At 71.7% G+C, this 15,623-nt stretch carries 17 protein-coding genes; 7 read left to right on the top strand and 10 right to left on the bottom strand.

Going from position 1 to position 15,623, the window contains the following annotated elements:
- Positions 1-59: 59 nt before the first annotated feature.
- Positions 60-1,943 (bottom strand): dihydroxy-acid dehydratase, encoded by a 1,884-nt coding sequence (gene ilvD, locus A1QA_RS0110635; RefSeq protein WP_017178886.1) that lies wholly within the window; start codon positions 1,941-1,943, stop codon positions 60-62.
- A 162-nt stretch (positions 1,944-2,105) separates the two neighbouring features.
- A complete protein-coding gene (locus tag A1QA_RS0110630; protein WP_017178885.1) occupies positions 2,106-3,164 on the bottom strand; it encodes a S66 family peptidase in 1,059 nt (352 codons plus the stop codon).
- Between the two features lie 90 nt (positions 3,165-3,254).
- On the opposite strand from A1QA_RS0110630, the gene A1QA_RS0110625 reads away from it, so the two are divergent.
- The gene (locus A1QA_RS0110625; protein ID WP_017178884.1) at positions 3,255-3,698 is read left to right on the top strand and encodes an RpiB/LacA/LacB family sugar-phosphate isomerase; all 444 of its coding nucleotides are present in this window, start codon (positions 3,255-3,257) and stop codon (positions 3,696-3,698) included.
- A 377-nt stretch (positions 3,699-4,075) separates the two neighbouring features.
- Here A1QA_RS0110625 and A1QA_RS0110620 read toward each other — a convergent pair whose 3' ends face one another.
- Together A1QA_RS0110620 and A1QA_RS0110615 are read right to left on the bottom strand one after the other, a co-directional pair.
- A complete protein-coding gene (locus A1QA_RS0110620; RefSeq protein WP_017178883.1) occupies positions 4,076-4,483 on the bottom strand; it encodes an FKBP-type peptidyl-prolyl cis-trans isomerase in 408 nt (135 codons plus the stop codon).
- 154 nt (positions 4,484-4,637) lie between these two features.
- Positions 4,638-5,627: a Bax inhibitor-1/YccA family protein gene (locus tag A1QA_RS0110615; RefSeq protein ID WP_017178882.1), complete on the bottom strand. Its 990-nt coding sequence runs from the start codon at positions 5,625-5,627 to the stop codon at positions 4,638-4,640.
- A 370-nt stretch (positions 5,628-5,997) separates the two neighbouring features.
- Between A1QA_RS0110615 and A1QA_RS0110610 the strand changes: the two genes are divergently transcribed.
- Genes A1QA_RS0110610 through A1QA_RS0110595 form a run of 4 tightly spaced genes read left to right on the top strand, consistent with a single transcriptional unit; the run spans position 5,998 to position 10,155 of the window.
- Positions 5,998-6,963 (top strand): ABC transporter ATP-binding protein, encoded by a 966-nt coding sequence (locus tag A1QA_RS0110610; RefSeq protein ID WP_017178881.1) that lies wholly within the window; start codon positions 5,998-6,000, stop codon positions 6,961-6,963.
- A 27-nt stretch (positions 6,964-6,990) separates the two neighbouring features.
- A complete protein-coding gene (locus A1QA_RS0110605; RefSeq protein WP_017178880.1) occupies positions 6,991-7,836 on the top strand; it encodes an ABC transporter permease subunit in 846 nt (281 codons plus the stop codon).
- A 10-nt stretch (positions 7,837-7,846) separates the two neighbouring features.
- The gene (locus A1QA_RS0110600; RefSeq protein ID WP_017178879.1) at positions 7,847-9,406 is read left to right on the top strand and encodes a sensor histidine kinase; all 1,560 of its coding nucleotides are present in this window, start codon (positions 7,847-7,849) and stop codon (positions 9,404-9,406) included.
- Positions 9,388-10,155, top strand: coding sequence for a response regulator (locus A1QA_RS0110595; protein WP_082181222.1), 768 nt, complete (start codon positions 9,388-9,390; stop codon positions 10,153-10,155). The genes A1QA_RS0110600 and A1QA_RS0110595 overlap by 19 nt, the downstream gene beginning before the upstream one ends.
- A gap of 73 nt (positions 10,156-10,228) precedes the next feature.
- On the opposite strand, the gene pth is transcribed toward A1QA_RS0110595, so the two are convergent.
- On the bottom strand, positions 10,229-10,825 hold the full coding sequence (pth, locus tag A1QA_RS0110590) for an aminoacyl-tRNA hydrolase (RefSeq protein ID WP_017178877.1): 597 nt from the start codon (positions 10,823-10,825) through the stop codon (positions 10,229-10,231).
- A 23-nt stretch (positions 10,826-10,848) separates the two neighbouring features.
- Positions 10,849-11,460, bottom strand: a complete 612-nt coding sequence (locus A1QA_RS0110585) for a 50S ribosomal protein L25/general stress protein Ctc (RefSeq protein ID WP_017178876.1) — start codon at positions 11,458-11,460, stop codon at positions 10,849-10,851.
- 277 nt (positions 11,461-11,737) lie between these two features.
- Between A1QA_RS0110585 and A1QA_RS0110580 the strand changes: the two genes are divergently transcribed.
- On the top strand, positions 11,738-11,992 hold the full coding sequence (locus A1QA_RS0110580) for a type II toxin-antitoxin system Phd/YefM family antitoxin (RefSeq protein ID WP_017178875.1): 255 nt from the start codon (positions 11,738-11,740) through the stop codon (positions 11,990-11,992).
- Positions 11,985-12,386, top strand: a complete 402-nt coding sequence (locus A1QA_RS0110575) for a type II toxin-antitoxin system VapC family toxin (RefSeq protein ID WP_017178874.1) — start codon at positions 11,985-11,987, stop codon at positions 12,384-12,386. The genes A1QA_RS0110580 and A1QA_RS0110575 overlap by 8 nt, the downstream gene beginning before the upstream one ends.
- A gap of 52 nt (positions 12,387-12,438) precedes the next feature.
- On the opposite strand, the gene A1QA_RS14455 is transcribed toward A1QA_RS0110575, so the two are convergent.
- From A1QA_RS14455 to A1QA_RS14450, 4 genes are all read right to left on the bottom strand, one after another.
- Entirely contained in the window at positions 12,439-13,383 is a 945-nt protein-coding gene (locus A1QA_RS14455; protein ID WP_017178873.1) for a type I 3-dehydroquinate dehydratase, read from the bottom strand.
- On the bottom strand, positions 13,376-14,362 hold the full coding sequence (locus A1QA_RS0110565; protein WP_017178872.1) for a Ppx/GppA phosphatase family protein: 987 nt from the start codon (positions 14,360-14,362) through the stop codon (positions 13,376-13,378). The genes A1QA_RS14455 and A1QA_RS0110565 overlap by 8 nt, the downstream gene beginning before the upstream one ends.
- A gap of 25 nt (positions 14,363-14,387) precedes the next feature.
- Complete coding sequence (locus tag A1QA_RS0110560; RefSeq protein WP_026048870.1) at positions 14,388-14,909, bottom strand: DUF501 domain-containing protein; 522 nt, start codon at positions 14,907-14,909, stop codon at positions 14,388-14,390.
- 53 nt (positions 14,910-14,962) lie between these two features.
- Positions 14,963-15,623: FtsB family cell division protein (locus A1QA_RS14450; protein WP_017178870.1), on the bottom strand; the 661-nt coding region annotated here is incomplete at its 5' end.

Below are 15,623 nucleotides of genomic sequence, written 5' to 3'. Positions count from 1 at the left end.
TGTCCACGTGAGGAACAGCGGGTCCGGCGCCCTGACAGGCGCGCTGCCCCGCCCGCGCCTCACATGCCGAGTCTGGACAGGTCCCGGACGGCGCCGAGGTCGGCGCTGGTGGCAAGCATGGCGTAGGCGCGCAGGGCGGCGCTCACGTGGCGCTGGCGCTCCTCGTGCGGTGTCCAGGCCTCGCTGCCCCGGGCCTCCTCTGCGGCGCGGCGGGAGGCGATCTCGTCGTCGGACAGGCGCACGGAGATCGAGCGGGCCGGGATGTCGATGTCGATGATGTCCCCCGTGCGAACGAGCCCGATGAGCCCGCCCGCCGCCGCCTCCGGGGAGACGTGCCCGATGCTCAGCCCCGAGGTGCCGCCGGAGAAGCGGCCGTCGGTGAGCAGCGCGCACTCCTTGCCCAGGTGCATGGACTTGATGTACGTCGTCGGGTAGAGCATCTCCTGCATGCCGGGGCCGCCGCGCGGGCCCTCGTGGCTGATGATGACGACGTCGCCGGCCTTCACCCTCCCACCGAGGATCCCCTCGACCGCCGCGTCCTGGGACTCGAAGACCACGGCCGGCCCGGAGAAGGTGAGGATGGAGGCGTCCACGCCCGCGGTCTTGACGATGCAGCCCTTGGCCGCCACGTTGCCGAAGAGGACCGCCAGGCCGCCGTCGCGCGAGTAGGCGTGCTCCAGGTCGCGGATGCAGCCGGATGCGCGGTCGACGTCGTGGGCCTCCCAGCGCGAGGCCTGGGAGAACATCTCTGTGGTGCGCACGCCCGCGGGCGCCGCGAGGTAGCGCAGTCGGTCCGCCTCGCTGACGCCGGAGCCGGGCGCGCCGTCGTCGCCGGGGCGGGCCAGGTCGAAGGCGGCGAGCTCGTCGTCGAGGGTGCCGCGGAGGACCGTGCGCGTGGAGGTGTCCAGCAGGCCGGCGCGGCCCAGCTCGCCGAGGATGCCCATGATGCCGCCGGCGCGGTGGACGTCCTCGATGTGGTAGACGCTCGTCGACGGCGCGACCTTGCACAGGTGCGGGACCTTGCGGGAGAGGCGGTCGATGTCGGCCATGTGGAAGTCGACCTCCGCCTCCCGGGCGGCGGCCAGCAGGTGCAGGACGGTGTTCGTGGAGCCGCCCATGGCGATGTCCAGGCTCATGGCGTTCTCGAAGGCCGCCTTGGTGGCGATGGAGCGCGGGAGGACGGAGGCGTCGTCGTCCTCGTAGTAGGCGCGGGTGATCTCCACGATCTGGCGGCCGACGGCGTCGAAGAGCTCGCCGCGATCGGAGTGCGTGGCCAGCAGCGTGCCGTTCATGGGCAGGGCCAGGCCCAGGGCCTCGGTGAGGCAGTTCATGGAGTTGGCGGTGAACATGCCCGAGCAGGAGCCGCAGGTGGGGCAGGCCAGGCGCTCGATGGCGGAGATCGTCTCGTCGGACACGGTGGGGTCGGCGGCGTCCATCATGGCGTCGATGAGGTCGAGCTTGCGGGTGGTGCCGTCCGCAGCCGTCATCTTGCCGGACTCCATGGGGCCGCCGGAGACGAAGATCGTGGGGATGTTGAGGCGCAAAGAGGCCATGAGCATGCCGGGGGTGATCTTGTCGCAGTTGGAGATGCACACGAGGGCGTCGGCGCAGTGGGCGCCCACCATGTACTCCACCGAGTCGGCGATGAGGTCGCGGCTGGGCAGGGAGTAGAGCATGCCGTCGTGGCCCATGGCGATGCCGTCGTCGACGGCGATCGTGTTGAACTCCTTGGCGATGCCGCCCGCGGCCTCGATCTGGCGGGCGACGCGGCGGCCGACGTCGCGCAGGCCCACGTGCCCGGGGACGAACTCGGTGAAGGAGTTGGCGATGGCGATGATGGGCTTGCCGAAGTCGGAGTCCTTGACGCCGGTGGCCCGCCACAGGGCGCGGGCGCCGGCCATATTGCGGCCGGAGGTGGAGGTGGCGCTGCGGTAGACGGGCATGAGGGCTCCTGTTCTCGGATCAGCAGGGCTGACGGCGATGAGATCGCCCCCAGGTTAGCGGGCACGGTGTCGTCTCAGCGCGGGCGGTCACTCTCCGGAAGGGTGGGGGATCGCGGGGATCGAGGCGGCGGGCGGGGCCGGGCCCGGCTTCGCCCGCCGCCCTCAGGCGTAGTCGGCGCGGATACGACGGGCGGCGGCGTCGACCGTCATGGTCCCGCCGTGCGGCAGGATCCACTGGGGCCGCGTGTGCCCGAAAGGCACACCGACGCACACGACCGCCCCCGGGTTGTAGGCGCCCACCATCTCGATGACCGCGTCCCTCTGCTCGGTTCGGCGGCGCTCCCGGGTGGCGGCGTCAGGGCGCTCCCCTGGCGAGGAGACGGGCGGTCTGGCGACGACGACGGCGCGGGCGGCAGCGAGCAGGCCCCTCTCCCCCAGCGCGCGCAGCATCATCCTGACCTCGCTCGCCGAGGGAAGCAGCTCGGAGGTCTCCAGCAGCATGACTGCGCCGTCCAGGACGTGGGGATCCGCCGGGAAGCGGCCGGCGGCGAGCACAGCTTGGAGGACTTCCAAGCAGCCGCCCCAGGTCGGGCCGGTGACAGCGCGCTGCGGGCCCGCCCAGGCCCAGGGGCCGGTGGCCTCCCGCTCGCCGTTCTCTCTCAGCGCTCGCGGGTCCAGCCAGTCGACGCCGTAGTCCTCCGACTCCCCCGGCTCTGTGATCTCAAGGGTCTCGCCAGTCAGGAGCGCTGCGCGCAGGGAGGCCAAGTGGATGGGATCGACCCGTGAGCCGGGTCCCAGGTGGACCTGGGAGGAGCCGCCGTAGAAGCTGGCAATGCCGTTGTCCCACAGCCACTGGTGCAGGTTCGTGTTGTCGGAGTAGCCGAGGAAGGGCTTGGGGTCGCGGCGCGCCGCCTTGGCGTCGAGGTGGCGGATGACGGTGATCTGGTCCTCCCCGCCGATGGTGGCCAGGACGGCCCGGATGCTCGGGTCGGCGAAAGCGGCGTTGAGGTCGCGGGCGCGCTCAGCGGGCGAGGCGCCCAGTTGGCGGGTGGTCGGGTACTCGACGGGCACCAGGCCGGTCAGCTCAGTCAGGCGCTCCATGGCCTGCTCGTGGACCTCCGGGGCGAATCCCGGCGCCGCCAAGGACGGGGAGAGGACAGCGATCCGGTCTCCGGGGCGCGCTTTGGGCGGGTGCAGCAGGTCCATGCCCCATTGGATCATGAAGCACCTGTGCCCCGCCGGAAGGGCGCTCCTGTGGGAGGATCGTCGCCGCCGCTCGCGCCCAGAGCTGCCGGACAAGGAGGACCAGTCATGCGCATCGTCGTCGGAGCCCCGGGGAACGGGACCATTCTCAAGGACGCGCTCAAGGAGCGCCTGGAGGCTGATGGGAGGGTGGACGCCGTCGTCGACCTCTCCGCCCCGGAGATCACCTACCCGCAGGTTTCCTTCGCCGCGGCCCGCGAGGTCGTCGAGGGGCGTGCGGACCGCGCGATCCTCATCTGCGGGACCGGTGTGGGCACCGCGATCGCCGCGAACAAGGTGGCGGGCGCGAGGGCCGCCACGGCGCACGACCTGCTGACGGCGCGCGGCGCGGTGGAGAACTACGACGCCCAGATCCTGTGCATGGGGCAGAACGTCATCGCGGCCCCCGCGGCGTGGGCGCTGGTGGACGTGTGGCTGGACGCGCGCCACGACCCGTCGGGCTTCTACGGCCCGAAGGTCGAGGAGATCCGCGCCTTCGAGCGCGAGGGTTGAGGTCTGGGCTCGCTGGCCGACGGCGTCGCCGCAGCGGCGCCGGGTGCCTCCCGCACCGGTGGTTGCGCCCAGCACCGACGGCGACATTCTCCCCCGGTGGTTGCGCCCAGCACCCTGGGGTGCGTTCTCACCGCAACCGAAGGTGCTGGAGGCAACCACCGGTGCTAACGGCAACCACGGGTGCTCGGCGCAACCAGCGCGACGCCCTCCAGCCCCCTCCCACACCGCCGGACAACGAATCAGGGCATCTGGGACGTTCGCGCGCATCCCAGATGCCCTGATGCTGTGGCTCTCCTGCCGACGCGAACCGGTCTCGTTCCTGATTTCGCCCGGTTTCGCCGTGCTGTTCGCCCGGTCTCGGCGGAGGGGGGCGCGGCTCACATGACGCCGAGGATCTCCGTGACGAAGACGAGAGTGGCGCCGCCCTTGATGCCGGCCTGCGGGACGCCGCGGTCGCCGTAGCCGAGCTCGGAGGGGATGGACAGCAGGACGCGCGAGCCGACCTTCTGGCCGACCAGGCCGTCGTCCCAGCCGCGGATGACCATGCCGACGCCGATCTGGAAGCTCAGCGGCTGGCCGCGGTCGTAGGAGTTGTCGAAGACGTCGCCGTTCCAGGACTGGCCCAGGTAGTGGGCGACGATCGTGTCGCCGGCCTCGACGACCTGGCCGTCGCCGGCGTCGAGCACCTGGACCTGCAGGCCCTCGGGGGCGTCCGGGCCGGGGAAGGTGAGAACCGGTTTGGTGCCCTTGGCACCCTCAACAGTGGGCATGTTCGTGTTGATCATGGTCGCCAGCCTACGCGACGGCCCACGACCCGCGGAGGAGGAGCGTCACCGCTGCGCTGGTAGCGCAGAGGCTGGTAGCGCAGAGAACGGGGCCGGCCAGGCGCTCGCCCGGCCGGCCCCGCGCCCCCATGAGGGGCGAGCGACGCTGGCAGGATCAGTCGTCGTAGAAGATCGCGAGGATCCGCAGGATCTCGACGTACAGCCACACGAGGGTGACGACGAGCCCGAAGGCGCCGGCCCAGGCGTAGCGGGTGGGCAGGCCGGCCTCGACGCCGTGCTGGATGGACTCGAAGTCCATCGCCAGGCTGAAGGCCGCCATGACGACGGCGAGCAGGCCGATGATGATGCCGATCGGGATGCCAGCGATCTCCATGGAGCGCAGGCCGAAGGGGCCGCCAGCATTGGAGAACAGCATGACGCCGAAGTTGAGCAGGCAGAACACGAAGTAGCCGCCCATGGCGAGCAGGAGGATCCGCTGCGCCTTGCCCGACACGCGGAAGCCGCCGATCTTGTAGGCGCCGAGCATGACGGCGAACACCGCCACGGAGGCCAGGACGGCCTGGATGACGATGCCGGGGAACCGCGCCTCCATGACGCCGGAGAAGGCGCCGAGCATGGCGCCCTCGCAGGCCGAGTAGGCCAGGATGAGCGCGGGCGAGGGCACCTTCTTGAAGGAGTTGACCAGCCCGAGGACGAGGGCGCCGATCGCCCCGCCGATCATGAGGAGGAAGCCGATGGGGGCGGTGGAGGAGGAGGTCGCCATGACCCAGGAGACGGCGCCGACGGCGAGGATGACCGCGAACATCGCGGCCGTGCGCATGATGACGTCGTCATAGGTCATGCGGCCGCGGTCCACGTTGGTGGCGGCCGGGGCCCCGTACTGGGCCTCCATCTGGCCCAGCTGGGCCGGTGTCACCTGGCCGTAGCCCGCCTGCTGGGGGGCGCCGTAGCCCGGGTACTGCTGCGCCACGGGCTGGCCGTACTGCTGCGGGGCGCCGTAGCCCGAGTACTGCTGTGGCTGCCCGTACTGGCCGGGCTGGTACCCGGGCATAGCGGGGTAGCCAGCAGGGGTGGTGGCAGGCGCGACGGCCGTGCGCGACTGGCCGTTGAAGGCGGGGTTTCGATCGAAGAAGGGGTTGCTCAAGGTGTGTCCTCTCTGGACGGGGACTGCCGACGGCGCGGCCCGACTCGGGCCCGCTATCTCAACGCCTCAATCCTGCCGCACATTCCCCTGCGCAGTCGACCTCGCCGGTCGGGCTCCCCACCGTCCCAGCGCCGTCCAGTCCCATCCTCCTTGAGGAGGAGGCCCTCCATCGCGAGTCCTAGTCCCGCGCGCTCGCAGGATCATCCCGGGCGCCGATGGATCCGCGAGGGGCGCTCACTAGCCTGGTATCACTCCGTCGGGGCCAGCACCGTCACCTCTCTGGCCCCGATGGCGTCCACAGATTCCTCTCCGGCTGGCACTGGCCCGCGCGGGACAGCAGCAGCCCCCTCACCCCTTAGGAGCCAGGACCATGATCGAAGCGCGTGGATTGACGAAGCGCTACGGCGACAAGCTCGCCGTGGACAACATCTCCTTCACCGTCGAGCCCGGCACCGTCACCGGATTCCTTGGCCCCAACGGCGCGGGCAAGTCCACCACCATGCGCATGATCATGGGACTGGACAAGCCCACCGCCGGCACCGTGACCGTCGCCGGCAAGAAGTACAAGGACTTGAGCGCTCCCCTGTGCTCTGTTGGCGCCCTCCTGGACGCCAAGGGCCTGCACGGCTCGCGCTCGGCCCGCGCCCACCTCACGCAGCTGGCCGTCTCCAACGGCATCCCCGTCAGCCGCGTGGACAAGGTCCTGGAGATCACGGGCCTGACCCAGGTGGCCAAGAAGCGGGTCAAGGGGTTCAGCCTCGGGATGGGCCAGCGGCTGGGCATGGCCGCTGCCCTCCTGGGCGACCCCGACATCCTCCTCTTCGACGAGCCCGTCAACGGCCTCGACCCCGAGGGCGTCATCTGGGTGCGCGAGACATGCCGAGCCCTGGCCGCGGAGGGACGCACCGTCTTCATCTCCTCCCACCTCATGAGCGAGATGTCCCAGACCGCCGACCACCTGATCGTCATCGGCCGCGGCCGCATCATCACCGCCGGACCGCTCAAGGAGGTCATCACCTCCGCGACCAGCGACACCGTGCGCGTCGCCTCGCCCCGGGCCACCGACCTCGCCGGCCTGCTGGCCAGCCAGAACATCGCCGTCGAGAGCCCCGAGCCCGGCGTCCTGACGCTCACCGCCGCCCCCGCCTCCCTCGTCGGGGAGCTCGCCGCAGCCCATGGCATCGCCCTGCACGAGCTGACCACCATGAAGGCCAGCCTCGAGGACGCCTACCTCGAGCTCACCGGGGGCGCCGTCGAGTACTCGACCGGCCCCGCCGGCCAGAACGGCCGAGGCGCCCAGCCCGCGCCCCAGCAGCACTCATCCCACCGCGCCTGAGCCGCCCCACATTCTGAGGAGAATCCCATGACCGCCATGACAGCCCCCGGCGCGGCGCCCCGCGCCTCCCGCGCTCCCCGCATCAACGGCAAGCAGACCTTCGGCCGCGCGCTGCGCTCAGAATGGATCAAGCTCCGCTCGCTGCGCTCCACCTGGATCACCTCCGCCATCGCCATGGCCATCACTGTCCTCTTCGGAGCGGGCATAGCCATCGCCGAGAGCAGGTCGTCGGAATACTCCGCCCAGGCAGCGGACGCCATCGTCCAGGGAACATCCTTCGGGCAGATCGCCATCGCGGTGCTCGCCGCCCTCATCATCACTGGGGAGTTCAGCTCGGGCCAGATCCGCTCCACCCTCGCAGCGACCCCCCACCGATCCCGTGTTTTCGCGGCCAAGGCCGTGATCATGGCGCTCTTCTCCTTCCTCCTCGGATCGCTGTCCGTCTTCCTCGCCTGGGCGTTTTCCGCCCCGTTCATGGGGGACCACGCGGTCTCACTGACCGACGGCGAGTACGCGGGATACATCTGGGGCGCAGGCCTCGGCTTCGTCGCCATCGCGCTCTTGAGCATGGCGCTGGGATTCATCTTCCGATCCACTGCGGGGGCCATCTCCTTGGTCGTCGTCCTGCTCTTCGTCGTCACGATCCCCCTCAGCATCATGGCCACGCAGTGGGACTGGGCGGGCAAGCTCATGGCTTTCATGCCGCTCCAAGCCGTCGTGGCCATCACCGACCCGTTCTCCCGGGGAACCTCGTGGGGATCGCTGGAGGCAGCCTCATTCCTCCAGCACTGGCAGGGCGTCGTCGTTGCCTGCGCCTGGTTCGTCATCCCGATGGCGATCGCCTATGTGGTCTTCTCCCGACGTGATGCCTGATGATCTCCTCATGAGCACAGCGCGCAGCAGCGAGCCCGTCGCAGCCCTCCCCGGGGCCGCGGCGGGCTCCGCCGTCCCCTCCGACGATGCCCCCGACCACGGCGGTCCTCTGAGCCGCCTCCGGTTATCACGCCACACCTCGTTCGACCTGTGCCTCGCCCTGGCAGTCGGCGCGTTCGGCTTGATCGTATGCGGCATCGTCCTCGCCCTCGTTCCGAAAGCAATCCCGCCCTGGCTGCCCATGTCGCTCGTGGCAGCGATCCTCATCTGCCTGGGGCTCTTCCTGCGCCGCAAGCGCCCCTTGGCCGCGTGGCTGCTCGTCACCTTCGTCCCCGCCGCCCATTACCCCCTCATACGCATGTGGTGGGCCGATTACCCAATGAATGAGGCCGGGCCTTTCCTCCTCCAGCCATTCTCGCTGGCCGCGGTCCCGATCATCCTGGGCACTCTCGCCGCCAGAGAGCCGCTGAGCCTGACGTGGACAGCCGCGCCGACCACCGTGCTGAGCCTCTCCCTGCTCGAGGCATGGATGGAGTCCTACGTCCCCGACGCGGATAAGCAGATCGTCCCCGTATTCATCACCGCGCTGTTCCCCTACACCATTCTCAGTCTCGTGGGCATCACGGTGGGGCTCACTATCCGCGCGCAGCGCACCCGCCTCACCCAGGAGATCGAGAACGCCAGGAGACTCGCCCTGGAGCACGAGCAGGCGAGCCTCCTGGCCGTTTCCGCGGAGCGCTCCCGCATCGCGCGGGAGATGCACGACATCGTCGCCCACTCCTTGGCCGTTATGGTGACCATGGCGGACGGCGCTTCTGCCGCCCTCGACCACAGACCCGAGACCGCCCGTCAGGCGCTGACCGCCCTGGCCGAGACCGGCCGCAGCGCTCTTGCCGATACCCGGCGCCTCGTGGGCGTGCTGCGCGAGGATCCTCAGGTCAGCACTCTCACCATCTCCTCCGTCTCCCACTCCGACGGTCCGCTGACCGACGCCCAGGGCCGTCATATCAAGGATCTCCCAGTCCCCGAGTTCGCTCCCCCTGGCGCGGTCACGTCGCACCAGCCCACGGCTGCCGTCGCCGACCTGCGCCAGACCGCCACCGCGCAGACGGACAGCGGCTCCACCGACAGCGCCCCGATGAGGCCGGCCCCCGAGCAGTCGGACCTCCAGATCCTCGTCGACCGCTTCGCCGCCGCAGGTGTGCCCATCACCTACAACTGGCGCGGCCGCGACCTGCCGGAGGACCGCGGTCTGCAGATGACCGTTTTCCGGATCGCCCAGGAGGCCCTCACCAACGTACTGCGCTACGCGCCGACCACCGCGAGGGTGAGCGTCGACGTCGAGAGGCATATCGGAACGGTGATCCTCACGGTTGAGAACGACGCCGCCCCCGGCGCCTCGCCCATGCATGGCTCGGGGAAGGGACTGATCGGTATGAAGGAGCGCGCCGCGGTCTATGGTGGATCTGTCCAAGCGGGGCCCCATGCCGGCGGGTGGCGCGTGCGCACCGTTCTGCGATGGGACGAGGAGGATCAGGAGGGATCAGCGCCATGGCAGATGCCCATGTGACTGGCGCCGATGCGGCCAGTCAAGCCAAGGCCGCGACGATCGGGGGGCCGGTGGTGTCAACGGCGTCCCCAGAGGGCTCCGGCGCCCCGGTGCGCGTGATCCTGGCCGACGACCAGTCGCTCATGCGCATGGGTTTCCGCATGGTCCTCGACGCCGAGGACGGCATCGAGGTCGTCGGCGAGGCCTCTGATGGCACGGCCGCCGTCGCCCAGGCCCGGGCGCTCAAGCCGGACGTCATCCTCATGGATGTGCGCATGCCCGGCATGGACGGCATCGAGGCCACCGCGCGGATCACCGCCGGGTGCCCCCACACGCGCGTCCTCATCCTGACCACCTTCGACCTCGACGAGTACGCCTTCGCGGGCCTGCGCGCCGGGGCCTCGGGCTTCCTGCTCAAGGACACCCGGCCCACCGAGCTCGCCGAGGCGATCCGCACCGTGGCCAGCGGGGAGGCGGTGGTCTCGCCGCGGATCACGCGCCGGATGCTGGAGATGTTCGCCGGTAACCTGCCCAACGCGCTCAGCGCCCCCGACTCCGAGGATCCGCGCCTGGCATCGTTGACCCCGCGTGAGAGGGAGATCCTCACCCTCATGGCCCAGGGCATGAGCAACCAGGAGATCGCGGACGACCTCGTCGTCTCCGCGACCACCGTCAAGACCCACGTCGGCAACGTCCTGGCCAAACTGGACGTGCGGGACCGGGTGCAGGCCGTCGTCGTCGCCTACGAGACGGGGCTCATGGCGCCCTGAGGGGGCAGGTGGGCGAGTGGGGCTCGGGGCGCTGACCGCGTCGCTGGGCCCGCCTCTCCCCCGCCCCTCCCCCTCAGGCGGAGTGGAGCCTGAGCTGCGCGGCGTCGAATCCGAGGAGCGCCACGGACTCGACGGCGTCGGCCGCCTCCTCGCAGGTGACCGCCCAGTCAGCGCGCTCGCGCGCCGGGAAGTCGGACAGCACGAAGTCGGCCGGGTCCTGACGGCCGGGCGGCCGGCCGATACCCACGCGCAGGCGGGCGTAGTCGCGCGTCCTCAGCGCCTGGGAGATGGAGCGCAGTCCGTTGTGCCCGCCCTCGCCGCCACCGCGCTTGAGGCGCAGCTCGTGGGGGTCGATGTCGAGCTCGTCGTGGATGACGAGCAGACGGGCGGTGGGGTCGATCCCGTAGAACCGCACGAGGGCCTTGACCGGGCCGCCGGAGACGTTCATGAAGGCGTCCGGGCGGGCGAGGATGACGCGCGGCCCGGGAGCGCCGCCGGGCAGGACGCCCAGGCGCGCGTCGGCGACGCGGGCGCGGGACTTGTGGCGGGAGAGCCGAGACCCGGCGCGCCCTGCCAGAGCGTCGATCACCATGTGACCGACGTTGTGGCGGTTGTGGGCGTACCGGGCCTCGGGGTTCCCCAGCCCGACGATGAGCCAGGGGTCGCTCATGAGGGATCAGCCTCGCGACGGCGTCACTCGGCGGCCGGGGCGGCCTCGCCCTCGGCGGTGGCCTCGACCTCCGCGGGCTCGCCCGCGTCGCGGGTCGTCGGGATCGTCACGTTGACGACGGCGAGCTCGGCGCCGGAGATCGCCTCGACGTCCTTGGGCAGCGCCAGGTCCGCCACGGTGATGATGGTGCCGCCCTCGACGCCGGTGATGTCGACGTCGATGGCCTCGGGGATGGCGATGGCCGGCACCGTGACCTCGACGTGGTCGAGCTCGATCATGTGGATGGTGCCGGGGGCGGAGGTGCCGATGACGTTGACCGGGACCTCGATGTCGACGCGCTCGTTGCGGTTGACCAGGAGGAAGTCGACGTGCTGCACGCCGGGACGGATGGGGTGGCGCTGGATGTCCTTGACGATGGCGAGCAGGTCCTCGCCCTCCAGATCGATGTTGATGAGGGCGTTCTCGTTGCCGCGCAGGGCGAGGCGGGTGGCGTGCTCCTCGAGGAGGATGTGGCGCGGCTCGGAGCCGTGGCCGTAGACGACGGCGGGGCACTTGCCGTCGCGGCGGGCCTGGCGGGCAGCGCCCTTGCCGGAGCCGGTGCGGGCGGTGGCCTTGAGGGTGATGGCGTTGGACATCTGGGTCTCCTCGGGAGGGGCGGGGCGGGCCCCGCGCGTCGGTGGTCCGGCGTGGCGCGACGACGCGCAGCACTCTCCGGTGCCACCACGTCGATCACGGATGCACGCGCTCGCGCGTGTCCCTCGCCGGGGTATCGGGGCAACAGTACGGCACAGCGCCGCGCCCGGGCCAGGCGGGAGCCGGTGAGCCGGGCCACCCCAGGCGGCAGCCGAGCGGCCGCCCGGACCTGAACACACCCAATGCCGCCAACGTAGCAACAAGTGCTACGCTGTCGACATGACAGCGGTCATCGGTCAGCGCGAGCTGCGCAACAACAGCGGTGCCATCATGCGCGAGCTGTCGGGGGGCAAGACCTTCATCGTGACTCGCAACCAGGCCCCGGTCGGCGAATTGCGGCCGCTGCGGCGTAGTCGGACAGTCCGGCGAGAGGTCCTTCTCGCCGCGCTCGCAGGCGCTCCCGACGTCGATCGCGAGCGATTGATCGCGGATCTTGATACGTCCATTGACCAGGACCCCCAGCCCCGTGCCTGAGTTCGACGTCGCGCTCCTGGACACCTCCGTCGTCATCGACCTCCCGCGCGTCGATCAGTCGCGGTTGCCCGCGGAACTCGCGATCAGCGCCGTCACCCTGGCCGAGTTGAGCGCTGGCCCGGCATTCACTCCCGACCCACTCGAACGGGCGCGCCGTCAGGCGCGTCTCCAGCTCGTCGAGTCGCTTGTCGATCCCATTCCGTTCGGAGCGGAGGCCGCCCGGGCCTACGGAGTGATCGCTGGCGCTGTCATCGCGGCAGGGAGACAGCCCCGTCGCCGGGTCGCCGACCTCATGATCGCCGCGACCGCCCTCGCCGAGGACATGCCACTCCTGACGCGCAATCCGGAGGACCTCCGGGGGCTCGAAGAATTGATCACCGTCGTCGAGCTGTAGCGGGGCACGGCGAGGCTCTTTGTCTCCCCATCCAGCGCGGATGAGTCGAGGATCAGCCGGCCTGTGGAGAACCGCCCGGTTTCGCCGTGCTGTTCGCCCGGTCTCGGTGGGAGAGGAGGGTGGCGATGGTGGACTGGCCGGGGGCGGAGGCGGCAGCGGGGTCCGCGCTGACGGTGGCGAAGGTGAGGGCGGAGCCGTAGCGCCAGCCCTCCAGGCGGCTGCGCTGCCCCCGCTCCCCCATGGAGATGACCGCCACGGGGATGCTGAGCGAGGCCCGTGCCCGCGCCGCGACGTCGAGCGCGCGGGCGACGTCCTCCTCGCAGCGCGGCATGACGGCGATCTTCGCGCAGTCGGCGCCGCCGGCCTCCATCCGGGCCAGCCGCGCCAGCATCTCCCCCTCCGGCGGGGTGGCGGTGAAGTCGTGGCTCGAGGCGACGACGGCGATCCCCGCCTCGTGGGCCCGCCGCGCGAGGGCGGGCAGGGCCTCGGCGGACAGCTCGACGTCGAGCGCGTCGGCGATGGGGCGCTCACCGCGGCAGTCGGCCTGCAGGGCGATGAGCTCGCCGAGGGCCTCGGCGTGCTCGCGGGGCCCCAGGGCCGCGTCGCCGCCCTCGCGCTGGGAGCGCGCGGTGGCGAGTAGGGGCGTGCCCGTGGGGGCGAGGTGGGCGGCGAGGGAGAGGATCGCCTCGTGCCAGAAGGCGGCAAGCGCCGCAGGGGCAGCGGGAGCCGCGGAGTCTGTGGGGGCCGGCCCCTCCGCGGGCGGAGCGAGCAGGTCGAGTCGGAGCTCCACGAGGTCCGCGCCAGCAGCCGCCGCCGCGAGCGCCTGGGCGAGCGCGCCGTCGGAGGCCCCCGAGCCCTCGACGGCGTCGGCGGTCGTCGCCACGGCGATGACCGCGTCCTCCCCGCCGAGCTCGGCAGTCCCGATCCTCGCGGGGCGCGGGCAGCGCGGGGAGCCGGGCAGTGGGGCAGGCTCCGCGCCCGCTGCGGCGTCAACCATCGTGCTGCGCCCCGCCGTCTGCCAGGGACAGCGCGATGCCGTCGAGGATGTCGGTGAGAGAGGTGACCGTGGAGCCCAGGGGGCGCCCGGCCTCAGCCGTGCGCTCGGCGACCCTGCCGATGACCTCGGACCACACGAGGGCTCCGGCGGCGATGACGTCGCGCCGCCCCGGGCGCAGGTAGTCCCAGGACTCGCGCTCGGCCGCCGTCGAGCGCAGGATCGCGTCGCAGGAGGCCAGGACGGTGCCGAGCGGCAGGCGGGAGCCGTGGATCGAGTCGGGCTCGAAGTCCGCCAGGCTGAGGGCGTGGGCGGTGATCGTGGTGATCGTGCCCGCCAGGCCCACGAGCTCCTCGGTGGCGCCCAGGTCCATGACCCCCTCGGCGCGGTCGAGGAGATCGCGCACATGGGCCCGGGCGGCGGCCTCGGCGTCGGGGGTGACGCCGTCGGCGAGGTAGCGCTCCGTGACGCGCACGGAGCCGGTGTCCAGGGAGATCGCCGCCTCGGGCGCGCGCGTGCCGAGGACCAGCTCGGTGGAGCCGCCGCCGAGGTCGACGACGAGGCGCCGCCCCTGGCCCTGCGCGCCCAGGAGCGAGCCCGCGAAGGACAGGCGGGCCTCCTCGTCCCCGGAGACGACCTCGGGCTCGATGCCGAGGCGCTGGCGGACGCCGTCGACGAAGACGTCCCGGTTGCTCGCGTCGCGGGTGGCGGAGGTGGCGACGAAGCGCACGCGCTCGGCCCCGATGGCCTGGATCCGCTCGGCGTAGTCGGCGACGACCTCCAGGGTGCGCTGAAGCGCCTCGTCATCGAGGCGCCCAGTCTTGTCCACACCCTGGCCGAGGCGCACGATCTTTGAGCGCCGCGCGACCTTCTTCAGGCGCCAGCCGGTGGGCCCTGAGTCGGGGTCGGGGTGGGCGTCCGCGATGAGCAGGCGGATCGTGTTCGTGCCGCAGTCGATCGCGGCGACGCGGGTGGGCGCCATGGGTCCTCCGAATGGGGTGGCGGTGTCAGCAGCTGCAGCGGCGATCGTCCCACAGGCCGCGCTCGCGCAGTGCCTCCAGGGTGAGGTCGCCGATCGGGTTGATGCCCGGGCCCGCGGCCAGGGCGTGCCCGAGGAGAGCGTGGAGGCATTTGACGCGGGTGGGCATGCCTCCCGCGCTCACGCCCTCGATCTCATGAGGGGAGCCGAGCTCGGCGCGGGCCGCGAGGTAGTGCTCGTGGGCGCGCCGGTAGGCCTCGGCGAGGGATTCGTCCTGGCCGAGTCGGGCGTTGAAGTCCTCCATGAGGTGCTCGGCCTCGAGGGTGGAGCAGCCGCGCACGGCGGCGGGGTGGGTGAGGTAGTAGCTGGTGGGGAAGGGTGACCCGTCGGGCAGGCGGGGAGCCGTGCGCACGACGGTGGGGCGGCCGCAGACGCAGCGGGCCGCGATGGAGACGACGCCGCGGGGCACGCGCCCGAGTTGGGCGGCCAGGGCGTCGAGGTCGGCCTGGGAGACCTCCGGATGCGGATCGGGCGCGGCGGTCCCACTCATCGCGGGGGTCGTCGCCTGCTGGTCCTGCGCGCTCGGCGGGGTCTGGTCAGCGCTCATTTGGTGGCCTCGGGGGTGGCGGGCGCCGCCGGGGAGGCGGTCGGGGTCGCGGAGGGGGTGGCGGCGGGAGTCGCGGCGCCACCGGCGACAGCGGCGGACTCGGTGAGCGCGTCATACCAGGGGGCGCGGGTCTCCTCCTTGGCAGCGGCCTGGGCGTCGGCGTCGGCCTGCGCCTGCACGTCATCTGCCCCGACGACGACGTAGCTCTTCTCCCCCGGCATGACGTAGGAGAGGCGCTCGCGCGCCTGGGAGCGCACATAGGTCTCGTCCTGCCATTGGGCCGCCTCCTGCTCGAGGGCGGTGGCGGTGGCCCTGGCGGCGTCGATCTGCTGGGTGACTGCGTCGTATCGGGCGCGCTGCGACAGGTAGTTGTTGAGAGTCGGCAGCACGACGACGAGGGCGAGGATGAGCACGGCCGCGAGCACGAGCAGGCGGATGGGAAGGGCGGGCCCCTCGGGGCCGCCGAGGCGCAGGACCATGGGGGTGGGCGCCTGTTCGGCGGCGGCCTGGGTGGAGGCGCGCTCGGGGGTGGCGCCGGGCCGCTCGTCGCGGTCAGTGCGCCCAGTGCGCTCGGATCGCTCAGTGCGGCGGGGTCGGGCGGCGTCGCCAGCCTCAGCGGGGCGCCCGGGCCCGGTGCTGCGGGCGGTCGCGCGCGGG

This window comes from Actinomyces timonensis DSM 23838, assembly GCF_000295095.1.
GTDB classification, from domain to species: Bacteria; Actinomycetota; Actinomycetes; order Actinomycetales; family Actinomycetaceae; genus Actinomyces; species Actinomyces timonensis.
The sequence above is the reverse complement of the archived record's forward strand: the minus strand, read 5'-3'. Positions and strand labels throughout refer to the sequence as shown.